Raw genomic sequence first — 17,309 nt, 5'->3', positions numbered from 1 at the left:
CGTCAGTCCCGCGCCATGCCCGACGCGCCGTGGCTCAGCCAGTCGAGCACCGCGGCGGCGTCATCGTCACTGGATTGACGTGCCTTCGCGACCGTTTCGCTGATCTTCGCGCCCGGCTTCGGCGCCGCGCGGCGAATCGCCACGCCGACTGCGAGGATGTCGATGATCACGAGGTGCAGAATGCGCGAGATCATCGAAAGCTGCGACTCGCGTATCTCGATGTGATCCGTCTCGAGCGCAACCGTCGCGCGCTTGGCGAGCGGCGTGTTGCTCGACGTGATCGCGATGACCGTCGCGCCCTGCTGCATCGCCACTTCGAGCACGCGCAACAGTTCCGGCGCGCGCCCCGACTTCGACACGGCCACGATCACATCGCCCTTGCCGAGCAGCGCAGCCGACGCCGCCTGCATGTACAGATCGCCGTAAGCGATCGTCGGGATGCCGAAGCGGAAGAACTTGTAATGCGCGTCCTGCGCGACGATGTTCGAATTGCCGAGCCCGTAAAACTCGATGCGCCGCGCGCCATTGAGAATATCGATCGCGCGCTCGACGTTCTCGAAGTTCAGATGCTCGCGCAACTGAAGAATCGCCGACACCGTGTTGTCGAGCACCTTCGCGCCGAAGTCCGTGGCCGTGTCGCCGAGATGCACCTGGCTGTGGCTCACTGGAATCGTACCGGTGAGCCCGGTCGCGAGCTTCAGCTTGAAATCGGACAAACCCTGACAGCCGAGCGAACGGCAGAAGCGGATCACGGTCGGCTGGCTCACGTCGGCCTTGCGCGCGATGTCGATGATCGGATCGTTGATGATCGAGCGCGGATGATTCAGCGCGATATCCGCGACGCGCCGCTCGGCGGGCGTCAATGCGTCGCGCATCTGGCGGATGCGCTCGAACACCGCGGACGAGCCGCTGTTCGCGCGGTTCGACAACTGCTCCGAGAGAATCGCCGACACGCCAAGAAACGCCGGATATTCGGCCGTGATGATGTAAGTCGGGATGCCCGACAGATATTGCTGAAAGCGCCCTTTCGCCTCGAATCGCTGACGAAACGGCGACTTGTGGAACAGCTCGCCGAGCTTGAGCACGATGCCACCGCCGATGAAAATGCCGCCCAGCGCGCCCAGCGTCACAGCGATGTTCCCGGCGAACGTGCCGAGAATCGCGCAGAAGCAGTTCACCGTCTCGAGCGCGAGCGCTTCGCCTTGCAGCGCGCGCTGCGTCACCTCGGCGGCGGTGAAGTCGTCCGCGACCGTCACGCTGTCGCGCTCCGCCAGCGCGCGATAGATCAGCTCCAGCCCCTGCCCCGCGCACACGCGCTCAAACGATACGTGCGGAAACTTGCGGCGCGCATAGCGCATCACGAGGTCCTCGCGCTCGTCGAACGGCGAGAACGTGGCGTGGCCGCCTTCGCTGCCGAGCGCGATCCAGCGATCGTCGGCGGGAATGAGGCCGGACACGCCGAGGCCCGTGCCCGGTCCGAGCAGACCTATCACGCTGTTCTGCCGGCGCGAACCGCCGCCCACCTGCTCGCGCTGCGCGTCGGTGAGCCCTGGCAGCGCCATCGCGAGCGCGGTGAAATCGTTCACGACGAGCAGCGTGTCGAAGCCGAGCGCACGGCGCGTCGCTTCGATCGAGAAGCTCCAGTCGTGATTGGTCATCTTCACGTGATCGCCGTCGACCGGATTCGCGATCGCGATCGCCGCATGATTGACGCGGCCGACCTTCGTGTCCTTCAGATACTGCTGCATCACTTCCGCGATGCCGGGGTAATCGGCGCCCGGATACACGCGGATGTGCCCGACCTCGCCGGGCGCCGTCTCCAGCGCGAAACGCGCGTTGGTGCCGCCGATGTCGGCGAGCAGCCTCGGTCCGTCGGCGTGCTGAGCCGCTGCCTTATGCACACCAGTAGACATCGAGCTTCACTCCTTGAGCGTGGACCAGCGTCGAGATGGCGTTCTTCTGCGGCGCGGCGAGCGCCGCGTTCAGTACGTCGAGTTTCTTCTGGCCGGAAATGAACAGATACAACTGCCTGACCTGCGTCAGCGCCGACATCGACAGACTCACGCGCGCATGCGGCGCCGCGCCCGGATGGACGGAAACGTAGCGCTGCGGTGTCGAGATGGCGAACTCCCATTCAGGCGCGTCGGCGAAGATCGAGGCCGTGTGGCCGTCCTCGCCCATGCCGAGCACGGCGACGTCCGGCAGGCGCCGGCGCGGATCGGCGTTCAGTTCGGCGATGTGCGCTTCGAGCGGTTTGGCCGTATCGACGAGCGGCAGGAAATACGCCGACGCAGCCGCGTTCTGCAACAGCGTCTCGCGCGCGAACGTCGCGTTGCTCGCCGGATCGGTCTCGGGCACCCAGCGGTCGTCGACGAGCGTCACGTCGATATGCGCCCAGTCGAGCGGCGCGCGCGAAAGCGTCTGCAAGAACGGCTTCGGGCTGGAACCGCCCGATACCGCGAGGGTGGCGTGCGCGGTTTGTCCCGCGGCGTCGGCCGACGCCGCGCCCCTTGCCGCGAGGGACGCTTTCAGCGCGTCGCCCACGGCTTTGGCCAGCGCGTCCGAGTGGGCGCGCGGATCGTCGAAAGTACGAAGCTCGATCACTTGCTTCTCCTGCTTGTTCTGGTTTATCGATCCGCAATCTGTTCGGACCATCGCGACGATGGGCGAAGCGGAGTCCTGCATTCCCGTGCGCGCCGCGCGCCTCGTCCGGGCAGCGTCGGCCTCACGCCGTCAATTTTCCTCTTCGAGCCAGCACGTGCCCGCCTGCGCCAGCATCGCGCTCGATGCCGCCGGGCCCCACGTGCCGGCCGCGTACGGCTTCGGTCTGGTGGTCGACGACGCCCACGCGTTCAAAATGGGCTCGACCCAGCGCCATGCCGCTTCCTGCTCGTCGCGCCGCACGAAGAGCGCGAGCCGGCCGTTGATCACGTCGAGCAACAGGCGCTGATACGCGTCCATCTGTCCTTCCTTGAAGAACTGGTCGAACGCGAGATCCAGATGCACGCTCGCGAGATTCATGCCCTCGCCGGGCTGCTTCGCCAGGCAATAGAGACGAATCGACTCGTTGGGCTGCAGGCGGATCACGAGCCGGTTGGCGCCCGCGCGCAACGGCATGGACCCGAGCGACGAATGCGGCACCGCGCGGAAGTTCACGACGATTTCCGCGACGCGATCGGCGAGCCGCTTGCCCGTGCGCAGGAAAAACGGCACGCCTGCCCAGCGCCAGTTCTCGATCTCGACCTTCAGCGCGACGAACGTCTCCGTGCTGCTGTCGGGCCGCACGCCCTTCTCGGTCGTGTAGGCCGGCACCTGCGTGCCGCGGATCACACCCGCATGATATTGCCCGCGCACCGCGACGCGGCTGATATCGCGCTCGTCGATGGGTTTGAGCGCGCGCAACACACGCAGCTTTTCGTCGCGCACGGAGTCGGAATCCATCGAGTGTGGCGGCTCCATCGTCACGATGGAGAGCAGCTGCAGCAGGTGGTTCTGCACCATGTCGCGCAGCGCGCCCGTATTGTCGTAGAAGTCACCGCGCGCTTCCACGCCCAATTCTTCCGCGATCGTGATCTGGATGCTCTCGACCCATTCGCGCCGCCACAGCGGCTCGAAGAGCGCGTTGCCGAAGCGCAGCGCGAGCAGGTTCTGCACGGGCTCCTTGCCGAGATAGTGATCGATCCGGTAGATCTGCTCTTCCTGGAAGATTTCGCCGACGGCGTCGTTGATCGCGTTCGACGACTTCAGGTCGTAGCCGAGCGGCTTCTCCAGCACGATGCGCGAATTCTGGTTCAGCCCGACGTCGGCGAGTCCGCGGCAGATCGGCACGAAGAGCGACGGGCCCGTCGCGAGATAGAAGACGCGCGTGCCACCGTAACGGCCGAGCACGTCGCGCAGCAGGGCGAAGTCTTCCGCGCGGCCGAGATCGAGCCCGACATACTCGAAGCGCTCGACGAAGCTGCGCCACGCCGACTCGTCGACGCCATTTTTCGACACGTGCGGCTTCACGTGCTCCTCGACCCAGGCGCGATATTCCGCCTGCTCCTTGGTTTCGCGCGCGACCGAGACGATCTTGCCCGCCGGGTTGAGCATGCCCGCGCGATGCGCCTCGAAGAGCGCGGGAAGGATCTTGCGCATCGAGAGGTCGCCGGTGCCGCCGAAGAGTACGAAGGTGAAGTTCGAGTCGCTTTGCATGGCCTGAACGTGGTTTCGAGAACTGGAATGTGAGTCGAAATCGGGGCGTGCCGCCTATGAATTTATCGGACGCCCGAACCCGGCCGTAGTCCGATAAAATTTTTTTTGACACTGAATTGTAGTTTAACTACAATCCAAATCAAGAGGAAATGTCGCTGACGGAAAAACTGCGATCTGACAATCAGACCAATCTGATGATCTGCACTTTCTGGGGTAGACATCCTGAGCGCATGTTAATGGAGCCAGCGGCGCGCCGCTCTCCACCGGAAAGCGCCCTTTCCGGCTCGAAGCGTCAGGGCCTCGCGCCTTGCCGTCGAGCGCGCCCTTCGTGGCGAAGCCTGAACGGTCGGGTAAAAATCAAAAGAGGAGACAGCCGTTGCGATTCAATTTACTCATCTCTTGAGAGCCGTGCGGCCGACCATCGGTCTGCCGGCCCGGCACGCCGCGCTCGTACGATTCGCGCCTGCCGCTTCCCCGCCGACACCGCCGATTTTCGGCCATCCAGTTGCGCCGTTTGACCACCGCTTTTGATCACGCTTTTAGCCATGCTTCTGGCGGCATCGGGAGCCAATCGTTTCTTGTTCAGGTGTCTGGAGGAGATTAACAATGAAAGTCCGTAAGCTCATGGGCGCGCTGTGCGCCGCAGGTCTTCTGTGCGGCGCGACGGCGTCGGCGGTTCAGGCTGCCGAAGCGGTTTCCGTGTTGCACTGGTGGACGTCCGGCGGCGAATCCAAGGCAGTCGGCGTGCTCAAGGACGACATGACGAAGCAGGGTTACACCTGGAAGGACTTCGCCGTCGCGGGCGGCGCGGGCGCGGCCGCGATGACCGCGCTCAAGACGCAGGTGATCTCGGGCAATGCGCCGTCGGCGGCGCAGATCAAGGGCCCGCTGATTCAGGAATGGGCCGAGCAAGGCGTGCTCGTGCCGATCGATTCCGTGGCGGGCGACTGGAAGAAGAACCTGCCGCCGGAAATCGACAAGATCATCCACGCCGACGGCCACTATGTCGCCGCGCCCTTCTCGGTGCATCGCGTGAACTGGCTGTACATCAACAAGGCCGCGCTGGATAAAGCCGGCGGCAAGGTGCCGGCCAACTGGAACGAGTTCTTCCAGGTCGCCGACAAGATGAAAGCCGCGGGCATCATGCCGATCGCGATGGGCGGCCAGCCGTGGCAGGACCTGACGCTGTGGGAAGACGTCGTGCTGTCGCAGGGCGCGGACTTCTACAAGAAGGCGATTGTCGATCTCGACCAGAAGACCTTGACGTCGGACAAGATGGTTCAGGTGTTCGACACGGTCCGCAAGATCCAGGGCTACTTCGACAGCGGCCGCACGGGCCGTGACTGGAACCTCGCGACCGCGATGGTCATCAACGGCAAGGCCGGCATGCAGTTCATGGGCGACTGGGCGAAGGGCGAATTCGCCGGCGCGAACAAGAAGGCGGGCACGGACTATATCTGCGCGCCGGTGCCGGGCACGGAAAAGGCCTACACGTTCAACGTCGATTCCTTCGTGTTCTTCCAGCAGAAGGGCCAGAAGGCCGCGACGCCGGGCCAGCTCGCGCTCGCGAAGACCATCATGACGCCGGAATTCCAGGAGCAGTTCAGCCTGAACAAGGGTTCGATCCCGGTGCGTCTCGGTGTATCGATGGATAAATTCGACGACTGCGCGAAGAAGTCCTACGCTGATGAACAAACGGCGATCAAATCGGGCGGCTATGTTCCGTCGCTCGCGCACGGCATGGCTCAGGGCGACGCCGTCGCCGGCGCGATGACCGACGTCGTGACGAAGTTCATGAACTCGTCGCAGGATTCGAAGAGCGCGGTTGCCGCACTCGCGAACGCCGCCAAGACGAAGTAAGCGCAAGGCAGTGTCCGCCCGGCGCGTGTGCTGACGCATGCGCCGGGCGGTTTGTCAGCCACAAGCAACGTCGCACTATTTAGCGCCGCCGCCATTCGCCGCATGCGCGCGAGACCGTGCAGCCTTACGCACGAGACGCGCCGGCGCATCTTCCAGGAGTCGAGTCGTGACTGCCTCCATCACCGCGGACAAGAAACCGCAAAGCCCGCCCCGTCGCGCATCACCGACGGCGGCGCTCGCCGACCGCCTGATTCCGAAGCTGGTGCTTGCTCCCAGCGTCTTGATCGCGCTGGTCTTCGTGTACGGCTTCATCGCCATTACGGGGTATCTGTCGCTGTCGGAATCGCGGCTGATGCCGCGCTACGATTTCGCCGGCTTCGACCGATACAAACAACTCTTCGCCAACGATGTCTGGTGGACTTCCGCCGCCAACCTCGGCTGGTTCGGCATTCCGTTTATCGGGATTTGCGTGTTCCTCGGCCTCTTCCTCGCGATCCTTCTCGACCAGAAGATCCGCAACGACGGCGCGTTGCGCGCGATCTTCCTTTATCCGATGGCGCTTTCCTTCATCGTGACGGGCACCGCGTGGCAGTGGATTCTGAATCCCGGCCTCGGCCTCGAAAAAGTCTTCCACGACTGGGGCTGGACGAGCTTCTCGTTCAACTGGCTCGGCGATCCGGACAAGGCGATCTTCTGCGTCGTGATCGCGGCCGTGTGGCAATCGACCGGCTTCGTGATGGCGCTGTTCCTCGCCGGTTTGCGCGGCGTCGACAGTGAAATCTTCAAGGCGGCGCAGATGGACGGCGCGGGTTTGCCGACCATCTACCGCAAGATCGTGATTCCGAGCATGCGCCCGGTGTTCTTCTCCGTGCTGCTGATTCTCTGCCACATCACGATCAAGACCTTCGACCTGGTCGTCGCATTGACGGCGGGCGGTCCGGGCACGTCGTCGTCGCTGCCCGCGATCTTCATGTACACGTTCTCGTTCAACCGCGGACAGTTGGGCGTGGGCGCGGCGTCGTCGATGATGATGCTCGCCACCGTCGTCGCGGTGCTCGTGCCGCTCATGTATCTCGAATCGAGGAGCACGCGAAATGCAGCCTAAGATGACTTTGAGCCGCGCCGTCATCTATGCGGTGCTGATTCTGTTCGCGCTGTACTTCCTGTTCCCGATCTACGTGATGCTGTCGACGTCGTTCAAGGATCTCGATCAGCTTCGCACGGGCAATCTGCTGACGCCGCCTTCGCACTTCACTTTCGCGCCGTGGGTGAAGGCGTGGCAGGAAGCGTGCACCGGCGTGCGCTGCGACGGCATGCAGCCGTTCTTCATGAACTCCGTGCGCATGGTGATTCCGGCCGTGCTGATCTCGTCGTTCGTCGGCGCGTTCAATGGCTATGTGCTCACGCACTGGCGTTTCCGCGGGGCGGATGGCCTGTTCACGATGCTGCTCGTCGGCTGCTTCATTCCCTTCCAGGCGATCCTGCTGCCGATGGCGCGTCTGCAAGGTTTTCTCGGCCTTTCGAACACGACGACCGGCCTCGTGCTCGTTCACGTGATCTACGGCATCGCATTCACGACGATGTTCTTCCGCAACTTCTACGTGAGCATTCCGGCTGAACTGGTGAAGGCCGCGCGCATCGACGGCGCGGGCTTCTTCACCATTTTCACGAAGATTCTGCTGCCCGTCTCGCTGCCGATTTTCATGGTGTGCCTGATCTGGCAATTCACGCAGATCTGGAACGACTTCCTGTTCGGTATCGTGTTTTCGGGCGTGGATTCGATGCCGATCACGGTCGCGCTGAACAACCTCGTGAACACATCGACGGGCGTGAAGGAATACAACGTCGACATGGCGGGCGCGATCATCGCCGCCTTGCCGACGATTCTCGTCTACATGATCGCCGGACGTTATTTCGTGCGCGGGCTGACGGCCGGCGCGGTGAAGGGTTAATCGGCTTTAGTCCGACATAGAGATAGAGGATTCACAATGGCAAGCCTTTCCATCCGTGACGTGTACAAGACCTACCCGAACGGGGTGCCGGTTCTCAAGGGCGTCAACATCGACATCGAGGACGGTCAGTTCCTGATCCTCGTCGGCGGCTCGGGCTGCGGCAAATCGACCTTGCTGAACATGATCGCCGGTCTCGAAGACGTGACGCAGGGCGACATCATGATCGACGGCAAGACGGTCAACGACCTCTCGCCGAAGGATCGCGACATCGCGATGGTGTTCCAGTCCTACGCGCTCTACCCTTCGATGAGCGTGCGCGACAACATTTCGTTCGGCCTGAATATCCGCAAGGTGCCGAAGGACGAGCAGAAGAAGATCGTCGATCGCGTGTCGGAGACTTTGCAGATCGGTCATCTGCTGGATCGCAAGCCGGGGCAACTATCGGGCGGTCAGCGTCAGCGCGTCGCGATGGGCCGTGCCTTGGCGCGCGATCCTGTGATGTTCCTGTTCGATGAGCCTTTGTCGAATCTCGATGCGAAGCTGCGTATCGAGATGCGTTCGGAGATCAAGCTGCTGCATCAGCGTCTGGGCACGACGATCGTCTACGTGACGCACGATCAGATCGAGGCGATGACCCTCGGCGATCGCATCGCGGTGATGAAGGACGGCGTCGTGCAGCAGTTCGGCGCGCCGCAGGAGATCTACGATTCGCCGTCGAATCTGTTCGTGGCGGGCTTCATCGGCGCGCCGCCGATGAACTTCATCACCGGCAAGCTGGTCGAGTCGGGCTCGGGCGTCGGCTTGCAGGTCGATACGGGCGTCGCGCAGAAAGTGCTGACTCTGCCGTTCGATGCGGGCCGTCTGCGCGGCAAGGTCGGCCAGGACGTGGTGCTCGGCCTGCGCCCTGAGCGCATCACCGATTCGCGCGCCGCGCACGATGTGTCGGATGCGAGCCTGCAGCCGGTGGATGTGCGCGTCGACGTGATCGAGCCGACCGGCCCGGACACGCTCGTGTTCGCGCAGGTGAACGGCAAGCGCATCGTGTCGCGCGTGCATCCGGCGTCGAATCCGCAGCCGCTTACGAACATGACGCTGCTGTTCGATGTGTCGAAGGCCGTGCTGTTCGATCCGCAGACGGAAGAGCGGCTGGCTTGAATCTGGTTTTTTGATTGGGTTCGAACGCCACGGTGAGCCGTGGCGTTTTTCGTTGCGTCGCCATTACAGGCACAATCGGCGTTTTGCATTCCGATTGGCTCGCACCGCATGACACTTCTCTCCGCGCATCCCGAACTCGCCTGGCCCACAGTCGAAGGCGCCGATCCCTACATCGGCCTCGAATCCCTCGACGACGCCCGCGCGCAAGCCTGGGTCGACGCCCAGAACCGCCGCACCGAAGCCGCGTTCGGCCGTACACCCGAAGCGCGCGCGCTGGCCGGACGGCTCGAAAAAGCGTACACATCGAAGGATCGCATCGTCGCGTGTTCCCGCTACGGCGACTGGGCCTACAACACGTGGCAGGATGACGCGCATCCGCTCGGCATCGTGCGTCGCACGCCTTGGGCTTCGTGGCTCGCGGGCGCGACGGAATGGGAAACGATCCTCGACGTCGACGCGCTCGACCTCAACACCCGCGCGGATGACGACACCCGCTGGGCGCTCGCCGACTTCGACATGCTCTACCCCGATTACGACCGCGCGCTCGTGAGCCTGTCGCCGGGCGGCTCGGATGCGGTGATCGTGCGCGAGTTCGAGATCGCGTCGAAAAGCTTTGTCGCGGAGGGCTTCGCGCTGCCCGATGTCGGCAAGCACGACATCTCGTGGATCGATCGCGATACGGTCTACGTCGGCTGGGACGACAGCAAGACAAACCCGCGCCCCGCGCTGACGACCTCGGGCTTTCCGCGCCAGTCGCGCCGCTGGAAGCGCGGCACGCCGCTGGCCGATGCGCCCGTCGTGTTCGAGGGCGAACGGCGCGACGTATCGGCGGGCGTCGACTACGATCCCATCGAAAAGCTGCATCTCGCCTCGCGCGCGGTGAGCTTCTACGACACGCTCAACTACTGGCTCGACGAAACCGCCAACGCATGGCGTCAGTACGATCTGCCGGCGCACGTGGAAGTCGAGCACTGGAACGGCTGGCTCTTCGTCACGCCGCGCAAGTTCTGGAACGCGGGCGGCCGCCGCCATGCGCCCGGCACGCTGACGGTCATCCGGCGCGATGCGTTTCTCGCGGGCTCGCGCCAATTCACCGCGCTTTTCACGCCGTCCGAGCGCCTCGTGCTCGCGGGCATCGACTTCACGAAACAGTTCCTCATCGTCTCGCAGATGGACGACGGCGCGCCGCGCGTCACGCTAATGCGTCCGCCAACGCAAGACAACGGCGACTGGGACGCGCGCGACTTCGCGCTCCCGGCGGCGAGCCAGTCCTGGGTCGATTCGATCGACAGCGAGCGCGACGATACCGCGCTCATCCACGTCGAGCACTTTCTGGAGCCGCCATCGCTCCATCACGCCGATCTCGCGAGCGACGCGCCGTGGCGACTGCTCGCGCGCCTGCCCGCGCAGTTCGATGCGAGCGGTCTTTGCGCCGTGCGCCGCCACGCGATCGCGCCGGACGGCGAGCGCATTCCCTACTGGCTGATCGGACGCGACCTCGAAACGAGTGCGAACACGCGCCCTTGCCTGCTCTACGGCTATGGCGGCTTCGAAGTCGCGCTCGATCCGCACTACGACGCGACCACCGGCATCGCATGGCTGGAGCGCGGCGGGCTCTACGCGATCGCCAACATCCGCGGCGGCGGCGAGTTCGGGCCGGCGTGGCATCAGGCGGCGCTGCGCGAGAACCGGCAAATTTCGTTCGACGATTTCATCGCGGTCGCGCAGGCGCTTGTCGAGACCGGCGTCACCACGCCAAAGCAGCTCGCGATTCGCGGCGGCAGCAACGGCGGCCTGCTCACGGGCGTATGCATGGTGCAGCGGCCCGACCTGTTCGGCGCGGTGCTTTCCGAAGTGCCGCTGCTCGACATGGCGCGCTATCACTTGCTGCTGCAGGGCGCATCGTGGATGGACGAATACGGCGATCCGGACGACGCCGACGATCTGCGTCATCTGATGGCGTATTCGCCGTATCAGAACGTTGACGCGGATATCGCGTATCCGCCGGCGCTCTTCACGTCATCGACGAGCGACGACCGCGTGCATCCCGGCCACGCACGCAAAATGGCCGCGAAGATGCAGGCGCAAGGCCACGGCGAGGTCTGGTATCAGGAAACCGGCGAAGGCGGACACGGCGCGGGCGTCGAGCCTGAAGCGGTGGCGCGGGCGGAAGCGGCGGCCTTCACGTTCCTCGCGGCGAGCATCGGCCCGCTCGCCTGATTCACACCTTCACGGGCGCCGCATGCGAGCGCAGCACCAGCGTGCGCCCCGCGAAGGTCAACACGCCGCATACGCCGATCACGATGCCCATGCCATGCGGCGACACATCGTGAAAGAGCCCGATCGCGAGGCTCGCGAGCGCGCCGAGCGCAAGTTGCATCGCGCCAAAAACGGCGGCAGCCGCGCCCGCGTTCCTCGGATAGCGATGCATCAGCTCCGTCGTGCAATTCGCCGAAAGCAGGCCCACGACGCCGACGACAAAGAAGAGCGTCGCGACGATCGACCACAATCCGCCCCAGCCGGTGAGCGACACGAGCGCGACCGCGAGCGCCGCCGCGACGCTCACGAACGACGCGGCCGAAATCATCTTCATGGCGCCGATGCGCCCGACGAACTTCGTATTGAGCACATTGCCCGCGATGATGCCGACGATGTTCAGCCCGAACAGCAGCCCGTAGTACTGCGGCTTCACGTGGAAGTAATCGATATAGACGAACGGCGTCGCGGTGATGTACGCGAACATGGACGCGAACGCCATGCCGCCGCACATCATGTGGCCCCAGGTGACGGGATCGGTCAGGAGATGACCGTACGCCGCGAACGACTTGCCGAGCGCCGCGCTCGCGCGCTTCTCCTTGGGCCACGTCTCGGGCACGCGCAGATACGCGGTCACGGCGCAGGTCAGGCCGAAGAGCGTCAGCGCGACGAACACCACGCGCCAGCCGCCCAGCAGAAGCAGTTGCCCGCCGATCAGCGGTGCGAGCAACGGTCCGATCGACGTGACGATGGAGAGCATCGACAGCACGCGAGCGGCATCGCCCGGCTCGTGGGCGTCGCGGGCGATCGCGCGCGCGAGCACCGACGCCGCGCCCGCCCCGAGCGCCTGCAGGAAGCGCACGAAGACGAGCGCGTCGATGGACCACGCCGCCGTGCAGCCGATGCTCGCGAGCGCGTACAGCGCGATGCCGCCGAGCAGGACGGGCCGGCGGCCGTAGGCGTCGGAAAGCGGGCCATAGAGCAGCATGCCGAACGAGAAGCCGAACATGAAGCTCGTGAGCGTACTTTGCGCGGCGGCGGGGCTGGTTCCGAAAGACGCGGCGAGCGCCGGCAGGCTCGGCAGATACATGTCGATCGACAGCGGGCCGCACGCGGCAAGCGCGCCGAGCAGCAGGATCAGACGGCCATCGGGCCGGCGCCGGGTGGTGTCGGACATGGAGTGCGCCAGAGGGGAAGAGTTAAGGCTACGCAGCCTTTCTGCCGCGTAAAAGGCGAATAAAGAGCGAACATTGTACGCGAGCGCCGCCGTGATCCGGCCCTGAGCGCGGCGTTGCGCTAAGCTCATCGCTTCTTTTCTTCATCGTCTCGTCGACCCGATGACCGCCTTTCTGCTGATCTGGAGCCCGAAGAAGTGGCCTTGGCCCGAACTGCCCGATATCGCGCGGCGCGTCAAAGCGGGCGAAGCCGTCGCCGATGTCTGGGGCTGCGGCACCGCGCGCGGGCTCTTGCCGGGCGACCGCGTGTTCGTGCATCGCGTGTCGCAGGAACCGAAGGGCGTGTTCGCGTCGGGCTGGGTGACGCGCGCGCCTTACGAAGTGCCCGACGCCGCGAGCAAGCGCGGCTATCGGCTGTGCATCGATTTCGTGTACGACTTTCTCACCGACGCGCACGAGGAAGTCGTCGTCACGCGCGACGAATTGCGGGCGCATCCGTTCTCGGTTCAGACGTGGGACGCGCAGATGTCCGGCACGCTCATCAAGCCGATGGCCGAAGGCGCGCTGGAGAAGCTGTGGACCGAGCGGACCGGACGGCGCGCGGCGAAGCGCCCGAAGCCGGCGTAAGCCCCGGACACGACGCGACGGGCTGCCTCGCATCGACTCCGGTACAATTTCAGCATCGTTTTTTCGCGTCGGACCGCGCATCGTGCGCGCTGCACGCGTCGCCGCTTAAGCGTCCGGCCGGTCCTCGCGACTCCCGCATCCACTTTCAGCGCAGGCTTTCTCCATGTCCAAGAATCAAGCTCTCTTCGAACGCGCCCAGCGAACCATTCCCGGCGGCGTGAACTCGCCGGTGCGGGCGTTCCGCTCGGTCGGCGGCACGCCGCGTTTCATCGAGCGCGCGCAAGGGCCGTACTTCTGGGACGCCGAAGGCAAGCGCTATATCGACTACATCGGCTCGTGGGGCCCGATGATCCTCGGCCACGTGCATCCCGAAGTCCTCGACGCCGTGCAGCGCGTGCTCGCGAACGGCTTCTCGTTCGGCGCGCCGACCGAAGCCGAAATCGAGATCGCCGAGGAAATCTGCAAGCTCGTGCCGTCGATCGAACAGGTGCGCATGGTGTCCTCCGGCACCGAAGCGACCATGAGCGCGCTGCGTCTCGCGCGCGGCTTCACGAACCGCAGCCGCATCATCAAGTTCGAGGGCTGCTATCACGGTCACGCGGACAGCCTGCTCGTGAAGGCCGGCTCCGGCCTGCTCACGTTCGGCAACCCGACTTCCGCGGGCGTGCCCGCCGATATCGCGAAGCACACGACGGTGCTCGAATACAACAACGTCGAGCAATTGAACGAGGCGTTCGGCGCGTTCGGGGCGGAAATCGCGTCGGTGATCGTCGAGCCGGTCGCGGGCAACATGAATCTCGTGCGCGCGACGCCCGAGTTCCTGAACGCGCTGCGCGAGCGCTGCAACGAGTACGGTTCCGTCCTGATCTTCGACGAAGTGATGTGCGGCTTTCGCGTCGCGCTCGGCGGCGCGCAGCAGGTCTACGGCATCAAGCCGGATCTCACGTGCCTCGGCAAGGTCATCGGCGGCGGCATGCCGGCGGCGGCGTTCGGCGGACGGCGCGACATCATGGCGCATCTGGCGCCGCTCGGCGGCGTGTATCAGGCAGGCACGCTGTCGGGCAATCCGATCGCGGTGGCCGCCGGCCTGAAGACGCTGCAACTGATCCAGCGTCCCGGCTTCTACGACGATCTGGCGAAGCAGACACGCAAGCTCGTCGATGGCCTGACGAAAGCCGCGCGCGACGCCAAAGTGCCCTTCTCCGCCGATTCGATCGGCGGCATGTTCGGCCTGTACTTCTCGGACACCGTGCCGGGCAGCTTCGCGCAGATCCAGCAGGGCGACACGAAGCGCTTCAACGCGTTCTTCCACGCGATGCTCGACGCCGGCGTGTACTTCGCGCCGTCCGCGTTCGAAGCGGGCTTCGTGTCGAGCGCGCACGACGACGCCGTGATCGACGCGACCCTCGACGCAGCGCGCGGCGCATTCGCGTCGCTCGCGGCCTGACGCTCCCGGGCCGCGCCGATGTTCTCGCAAACCGACTTCACCCACATGGAGCGCGCGCTCGCGCTCGCGTCGAAGGGCATGTACACGACGACGCCGAACCCGCGCGTCGGCTGCGTGCTCGTCAAGAACGGCGAAGTGATCGGCATGGGCTTCACGCAGCCGGCCGGTCAGGATCATGCCGAAGTGCAGGCGCTGAAAGACGCCCGTTCGCGCGGCAAGGACCCGCGCGGCGCAACGGCTTATGTGTCGCTCGAACCGTGCAGCCACTTCGGGCGCACGCCGCCGTGCACGCATGCGCTGATCGATGCGCGCGTCGAGAAGGTCATCGCCGCGATGGAAGATCCGAATCCGACGGTGTCGGGCCGCGGTCTCGCGATGTTGCGCGACGCGGGCATCGACGTGCGCTGCGGCCTGCTCGCGAACGAGGCGCAGGAAATGAACATCGGCTTCGTGTCGCGCATGACGCGCCGCCGTCCGTGGGTACGCATGAAAGTTGCGGCGACGCTCGACGGCCGCACCGGCCTTCCATCGGGCGAAAGCCAGTGGATCACCGGCGAAGACGCGCGCGCGGACGGCCACGCGTGGCGCGCCCGCGCCTGTGCGATTCTTACCGGCATCGGCACGGTGCGCGAGGACGATCCGCAACTGACCGTGCGCGCGGTCGACACGCCGCGCCAGCCGCAGCGCGTCTTGATCGACAGCCGTCTCGACGTGCCGATGCACGCGCGCATCCTCGATGGCGCGCCGCCGTGGATCTTTCATGCCGCCGACGCCGACCCCGCGCGCATCGACGCGCTGCGCGATAAAGGCGCGGAGCCGATCGAGCTTTCGAACGAGCACGGCAAGGTCGATCTGCCCGCGATGCTCACCGCGCTCGCCGATCGCGGCATCAACGAACTGCATGTCGAAGCGGGCCACAAGCTCAACGGCTCGCTGTTGCGCGAGGGCTGCGTCGACGAACTGCTGATCTATCTCGCGCCGAGCCTGCTCGGCAGCGCACCCGGCATGTTCGACTTCGCGCCGCCCGACACGCTCGATGCGCGGCCGCATCTGAAGTTCCATCGCATCGACCGGCTCGGCGACGATCTGCGCATTCTTGCGCGCTTCGCGGAGGCCAACGTCGCGAACTGATCACGCACCGACTCAAGGAAGAAAGCCGATGTTCACAGGAATCGTCGCGGCGCTGGGCCGCATCGAAAAAGTCACGCCGCTCGGGGCGGAGCAAGCGGGTGTTCGTCTGACGGTCGCGGCGGGCGGCCTCGATCTCGCCGATGTCGAGCTCGGCGACAGCATCGCCATTCAGGGCGCGTGCATGACGGTGATCCAGAAGTCCGCGGATTCGTTCGATGTCGATGTGTCGCGCGAAAGCCTGAACAAGACCGTCGGCCTCGGCGATGCGGGCGTGCAGGTGAATCTGGAGAAAGCGTTGCGCGCGCACGACCGGCTGGGCGGCCATCTCGTCTCCGGTCATGTGGATGGGCTGGGCGTCGTGTCGAAGTTCGCGCCTGTCGGCGAGTCGCACGAGTTGCGCATCGTCGCGCCGAAGGACATCGGCAAGTATCTGGCCTACAAGGGCTCGGTGACGGTGAACGGCGTGAGTCTCACCGTGAACTCGGTCAGCGACCGCGCCGATGGCTGCGAATTCTCCATCAACCTGATTCCGCATACGGTCGAAGTGACGACGCTCAAGGCGCTGTCGGCAGGCGCGAAGGTCAATCTGGAGATCGATCTGATCGCGCGGTATGTCGAGCGGATGATGAGTGCGGGGTAATCCGGGCGTTGGCGACGCGCAGGATGGTCAGCCGGTCGAATATTCGGCCTCCGGTGAGTTCAGCAGATGGAAGTCGAAGGATGGCTGCCTGTCGTAGCGAATCGAAAGCAAATGAACCGTGTTGCCGGTCAGCAGATAAAGCAGGACATGGTCGTCCAGCACGTACTCGCGGAGCTCTCCTTGCGCCGGCCCATCGATTCGAGTGATGGCCGGCAGCACGTCGTTCACGAGGCGCGACTCGCAAGCCTCGGTTAGCGCGCCGACAAAGCGCCGCCCCATCGCCGGAAAGCTTTGCAGCAGTGGAATCGCATTGTTCTCGATGGCGTCGAGCAGACGATCGAAGCCGTGTGGAAAGCCGACGCGGCTCCAATATCTCTCGATGCTGGCGAGTCGGTCGACGAAGCCTTCCGTAAAAAGGATCTCGGCCAGTCTGCGTTCATCATTCACCGTCGGCCTCTCCGCTTTCCGCTTGCTTCGCGGCTCTGCGCGCCCTGATGCGCGTGATCGCCGCGCGACCCTCGGTAGTGCGGCCGGCCGCGATGTCGTCGAGGCCTTTCTTCACGTCGTGCAGCGTCTGCGAATAAAGTTGTGCGTGCTCCATCCGATGGAACGCGTCGAGCTTCTCCGCGCTGATGAGGGCCGCCCAGCGCTTGCCGTCTTTGGTGATGATCTTGTCGGTTCCGTCGCGTACTTCATCGACCAGTTCCGAGAGTCGGGCGCTCGCGTGCGAAAGGGGAATGATGTCTGTTGCGGAAGAAACCATGTAAGGCTCCTTCAGGTCTCGGGTACTCGGCATGGTACGACTCCGGTTCGTGTGAAGATTGCGACGATGTTAGTTTGCTTCGCTCACCGCCTCCACACCATTCGTCCGA

At 64.8% G+C, this 17,309-nt stretch carries 15 protein-coding genes; 9 read left to right on the top strand and 6 right to left on the bottom strand.

What is annotated here, in order from left to right; all coding sequences use genetic code 11:
* Positions 1-2: 2 nt before the first annotated feature.
* From AWB75_RS12350 to zwf, 3 genes are all read right to left on the bottom strand, one after another.
* Positions 3-1,913, bottom strand: a complete 1,911-nt coding sequence (locus AWB75_RS12350; protein WP_061124375.1) for a bifunctional transcriptional regulator/glucokinase — start codon at positions 1,911-1,913, stop codon at positions 3-5.
* Positions 1,894-2,604, bottom strand: coding sequence for a 6-phosphogluconolactonase (gene pgl, locus AWB75_RS12345; protein ID WP_061124514.1), 711 nt, complete (start codon positions 2,602-2,604; stop codon positions 1,894-1,896). The genes AWB75_RS12350 and pgl overlap by 20 nt, the downstream gene beginning before the upstream one ends.
* A 129-nt stretch (positions 2,605-2,733) precedes the next feature.
* Positions 2,734-4,194: a glucose-6-phosphate dehydrogenase gene (zwf, locus tag AWB75_RS12340; RefSeq protein ID WP_061124374.1), complete on the bottom strand. Its 1,461-nt coding sequence runs from the start codon at positions 4,192-4,194 to the stop codon at positions 2,734-2,736.
* A 606-nt stretch (positions 4,195-4,800) separates the two neighbouring features.
* Here zwf and AWB75_RS12335 point away from each other — a divergent pair.
* From AWB75_RS12335 to AWB75_RS12315, 5 genes are all read left to right on the top strand, one after another.
* The gene (locus AWB75_RS12335) at positions 4,801-6,054 is read left to right on the top strand and encodes an ABC transporter substrate-binding protein (RefSeq protein WP_014190792.1); all 1,254 of its coding nucleotides are present in this window, start codon (positions 4,801-4,803) and stop codon (positions 6,052-6,054) included.
* Between the two features lie 166 nt (positions 6,055-6,220).
* Positions 6,221-7,159, top strand: coding sequence for a carbohydrate ABC transporter permease (locus tag AWB75_RS12330; RefSeq protein WP_061124373.1), 939 nt, complete (start codon positions 6,221-6,223; stop codon positions 7,157-7,159).
* Entirely contained in the window at positions 7,149-8,006 is an 858-nt protein-coding gene (locus tag AWB75_RS12325) for a carbohydrate ABC transporter permease (RefSeq protein WP_061124372.1), read from the top strand. Before AWB75_RS12330 ends, AWB75_RS12325 begins: the two co-directional genes overlap by 11 nt.
* A 36-nt stretch (positions 8,007-8,042) precedes the next feature.
* Complete coding sequence (locus AWB75_RS12320) at positions 8,043-9,161, top strand: ABC transporter ATP-binding protein (protein WP_061124371.1); 1,119 nt, start codon at positions 8,043-8,045, stop codon at positions 9,159-9,161.
* Positions 9,162-9,269: 108 nt separating this feature from the next.
* Positions 9,270-11,381 carry a prolyl oligopeptidase family serine peptidase gene (locus AWB75_RS12315; RefSeq protein WP_061124370.1) on the top strand — a complete coding sequence of 704 codons (2,112 nt, stop codon included), beginning with the start codon at positions 9,270-9,272 and terminating at the stop codon, positions 11,379-11,381.
* A gap of 1 nt (position 11,382) precedes the next feature.
* On the opposite strand, the gene AWB75_RS12310 is transcribed toward AWB75_RS12315, so the two are convergent.
* Entirely contained in the window at positions 11,383-12,594 is a 1,212-nt protein-coding gene (locus AWB75_RS12310; protein ID WP_061124369.1) for a Bcr/CflA family multidrug efflux MFS transporter, read from the bottom strand.
* Positions 12,595-12,754: 160 nt separating this feature from the next.
* Between AWB75_RS12310 and AWB75_RS12305 the strand changes: the two genes are divergently transcribed.
* From AWB75_RS12305 to AWB75_RS12290, 4 genes are all read left to right on the top strand, one after another.
* Positions 12,755-13,219 carry a hypothetical protein gene (locus tag AWB75_RS12305; protein WP_061124368.1) on the top strand — a complete coding sequence of 155 codons (465 nt, stop codon included), beginning with the start codon at positions 12,755-12,757 and terminating at the stop codon, positions 13,217-13,219.
* A 163-nt stretch (positions 13,220-13,382) separates the two neighbouring features.
* On the top strand, positions 13,383-14,666 hold the full coding sequence (hemL, locus tag AWB75_RS12300) for a glutamate-1-semialdehyde 2,1-aminomutase (RefSeq protein ID WP_061124367.1): 1,284 nt from the start codon (positions 13,383-13,385) through the stop codon (positions 14,664-14,666).
* An 18-nt stretch (positions 14,667-14,684) separates the two neighbouring features.
* Positions 14,685-15,797, top strand: a complete 1,113-nt coding sequence (gene ribD / locus AWB75_RS12295; RefSeq protein ID WP_061124366.1) for a bifunctional diaminohydroxyphosphoribosylaminopyrimidine deaminase/5-amino-6-(5-phosphoribosylamino)uracil reductase RibD — start codon at positions 14,685-14,687, stop codon at positions 15,795-15,797.
* 28 nt (positions 15,798-15,825) lie between these two features.
* A complete protein-coding gene (locus AWB75_RS12290; protein WP_061124365.1) occupies positions 15,826-16,437 on the top strand; it encodes a riboflavin synthase in 612 nt (203 codons plus the stop codon).
* Positions 16,438-16,464: 27 nt separating this feature from the next.
* Here AWB75_RS12290 and AWB75_RS12285 read toward each other — a convergent pair whose 3' ends face one another.
* Together AWB75_RS12285 and AWB75_RS12280 are read right to left on the bottom strand one after the other, a co-directional pair.
* On the bottom strand, positions 16,465-16,884 hold the full coding sequence (locus AWB75_RS12285) for a type II toxin-antitoxin system RelE/ParE family toxin (RefSeq protein WP_061124364.1): 420 nt from the start codon (positions 16,882-16,884) through the stop codon (positions 16,465-16,467).
* A complete protein-coding gene (locus tag AWB75_RS12280) occupies positions 16,877-17,200 on the bottom strand; it encodes a type II toxin-antitoxin system prevent-host-death family antitoxin (RefSeq protein WP_061124513.1) in 324 nt (107 codons plus the stop codon). Before AWB75_RS12280 ends, AWB75_RS12285 begins: the two co-directional genes overlap by 8 nt.
* Positions 17,201-17,309 lie beyond the last annotated feature (109 nt).

The sequence above is a fragment of the Caballeronia catudaia genome (assembly GCF_001544755.2).
Classification (GTDB): Bacteria; Pseudomonadota; Gammaproteobacteria; order Burkholderiales; family Burkholderiaceae; genus Caballeronia; species Caballeronia catudaia.
The sequence above is the reverse complement of the archived record's forward strand: the minus strand, read 5'-3'. Positions and strand labels throughout refer to the sequence as shown.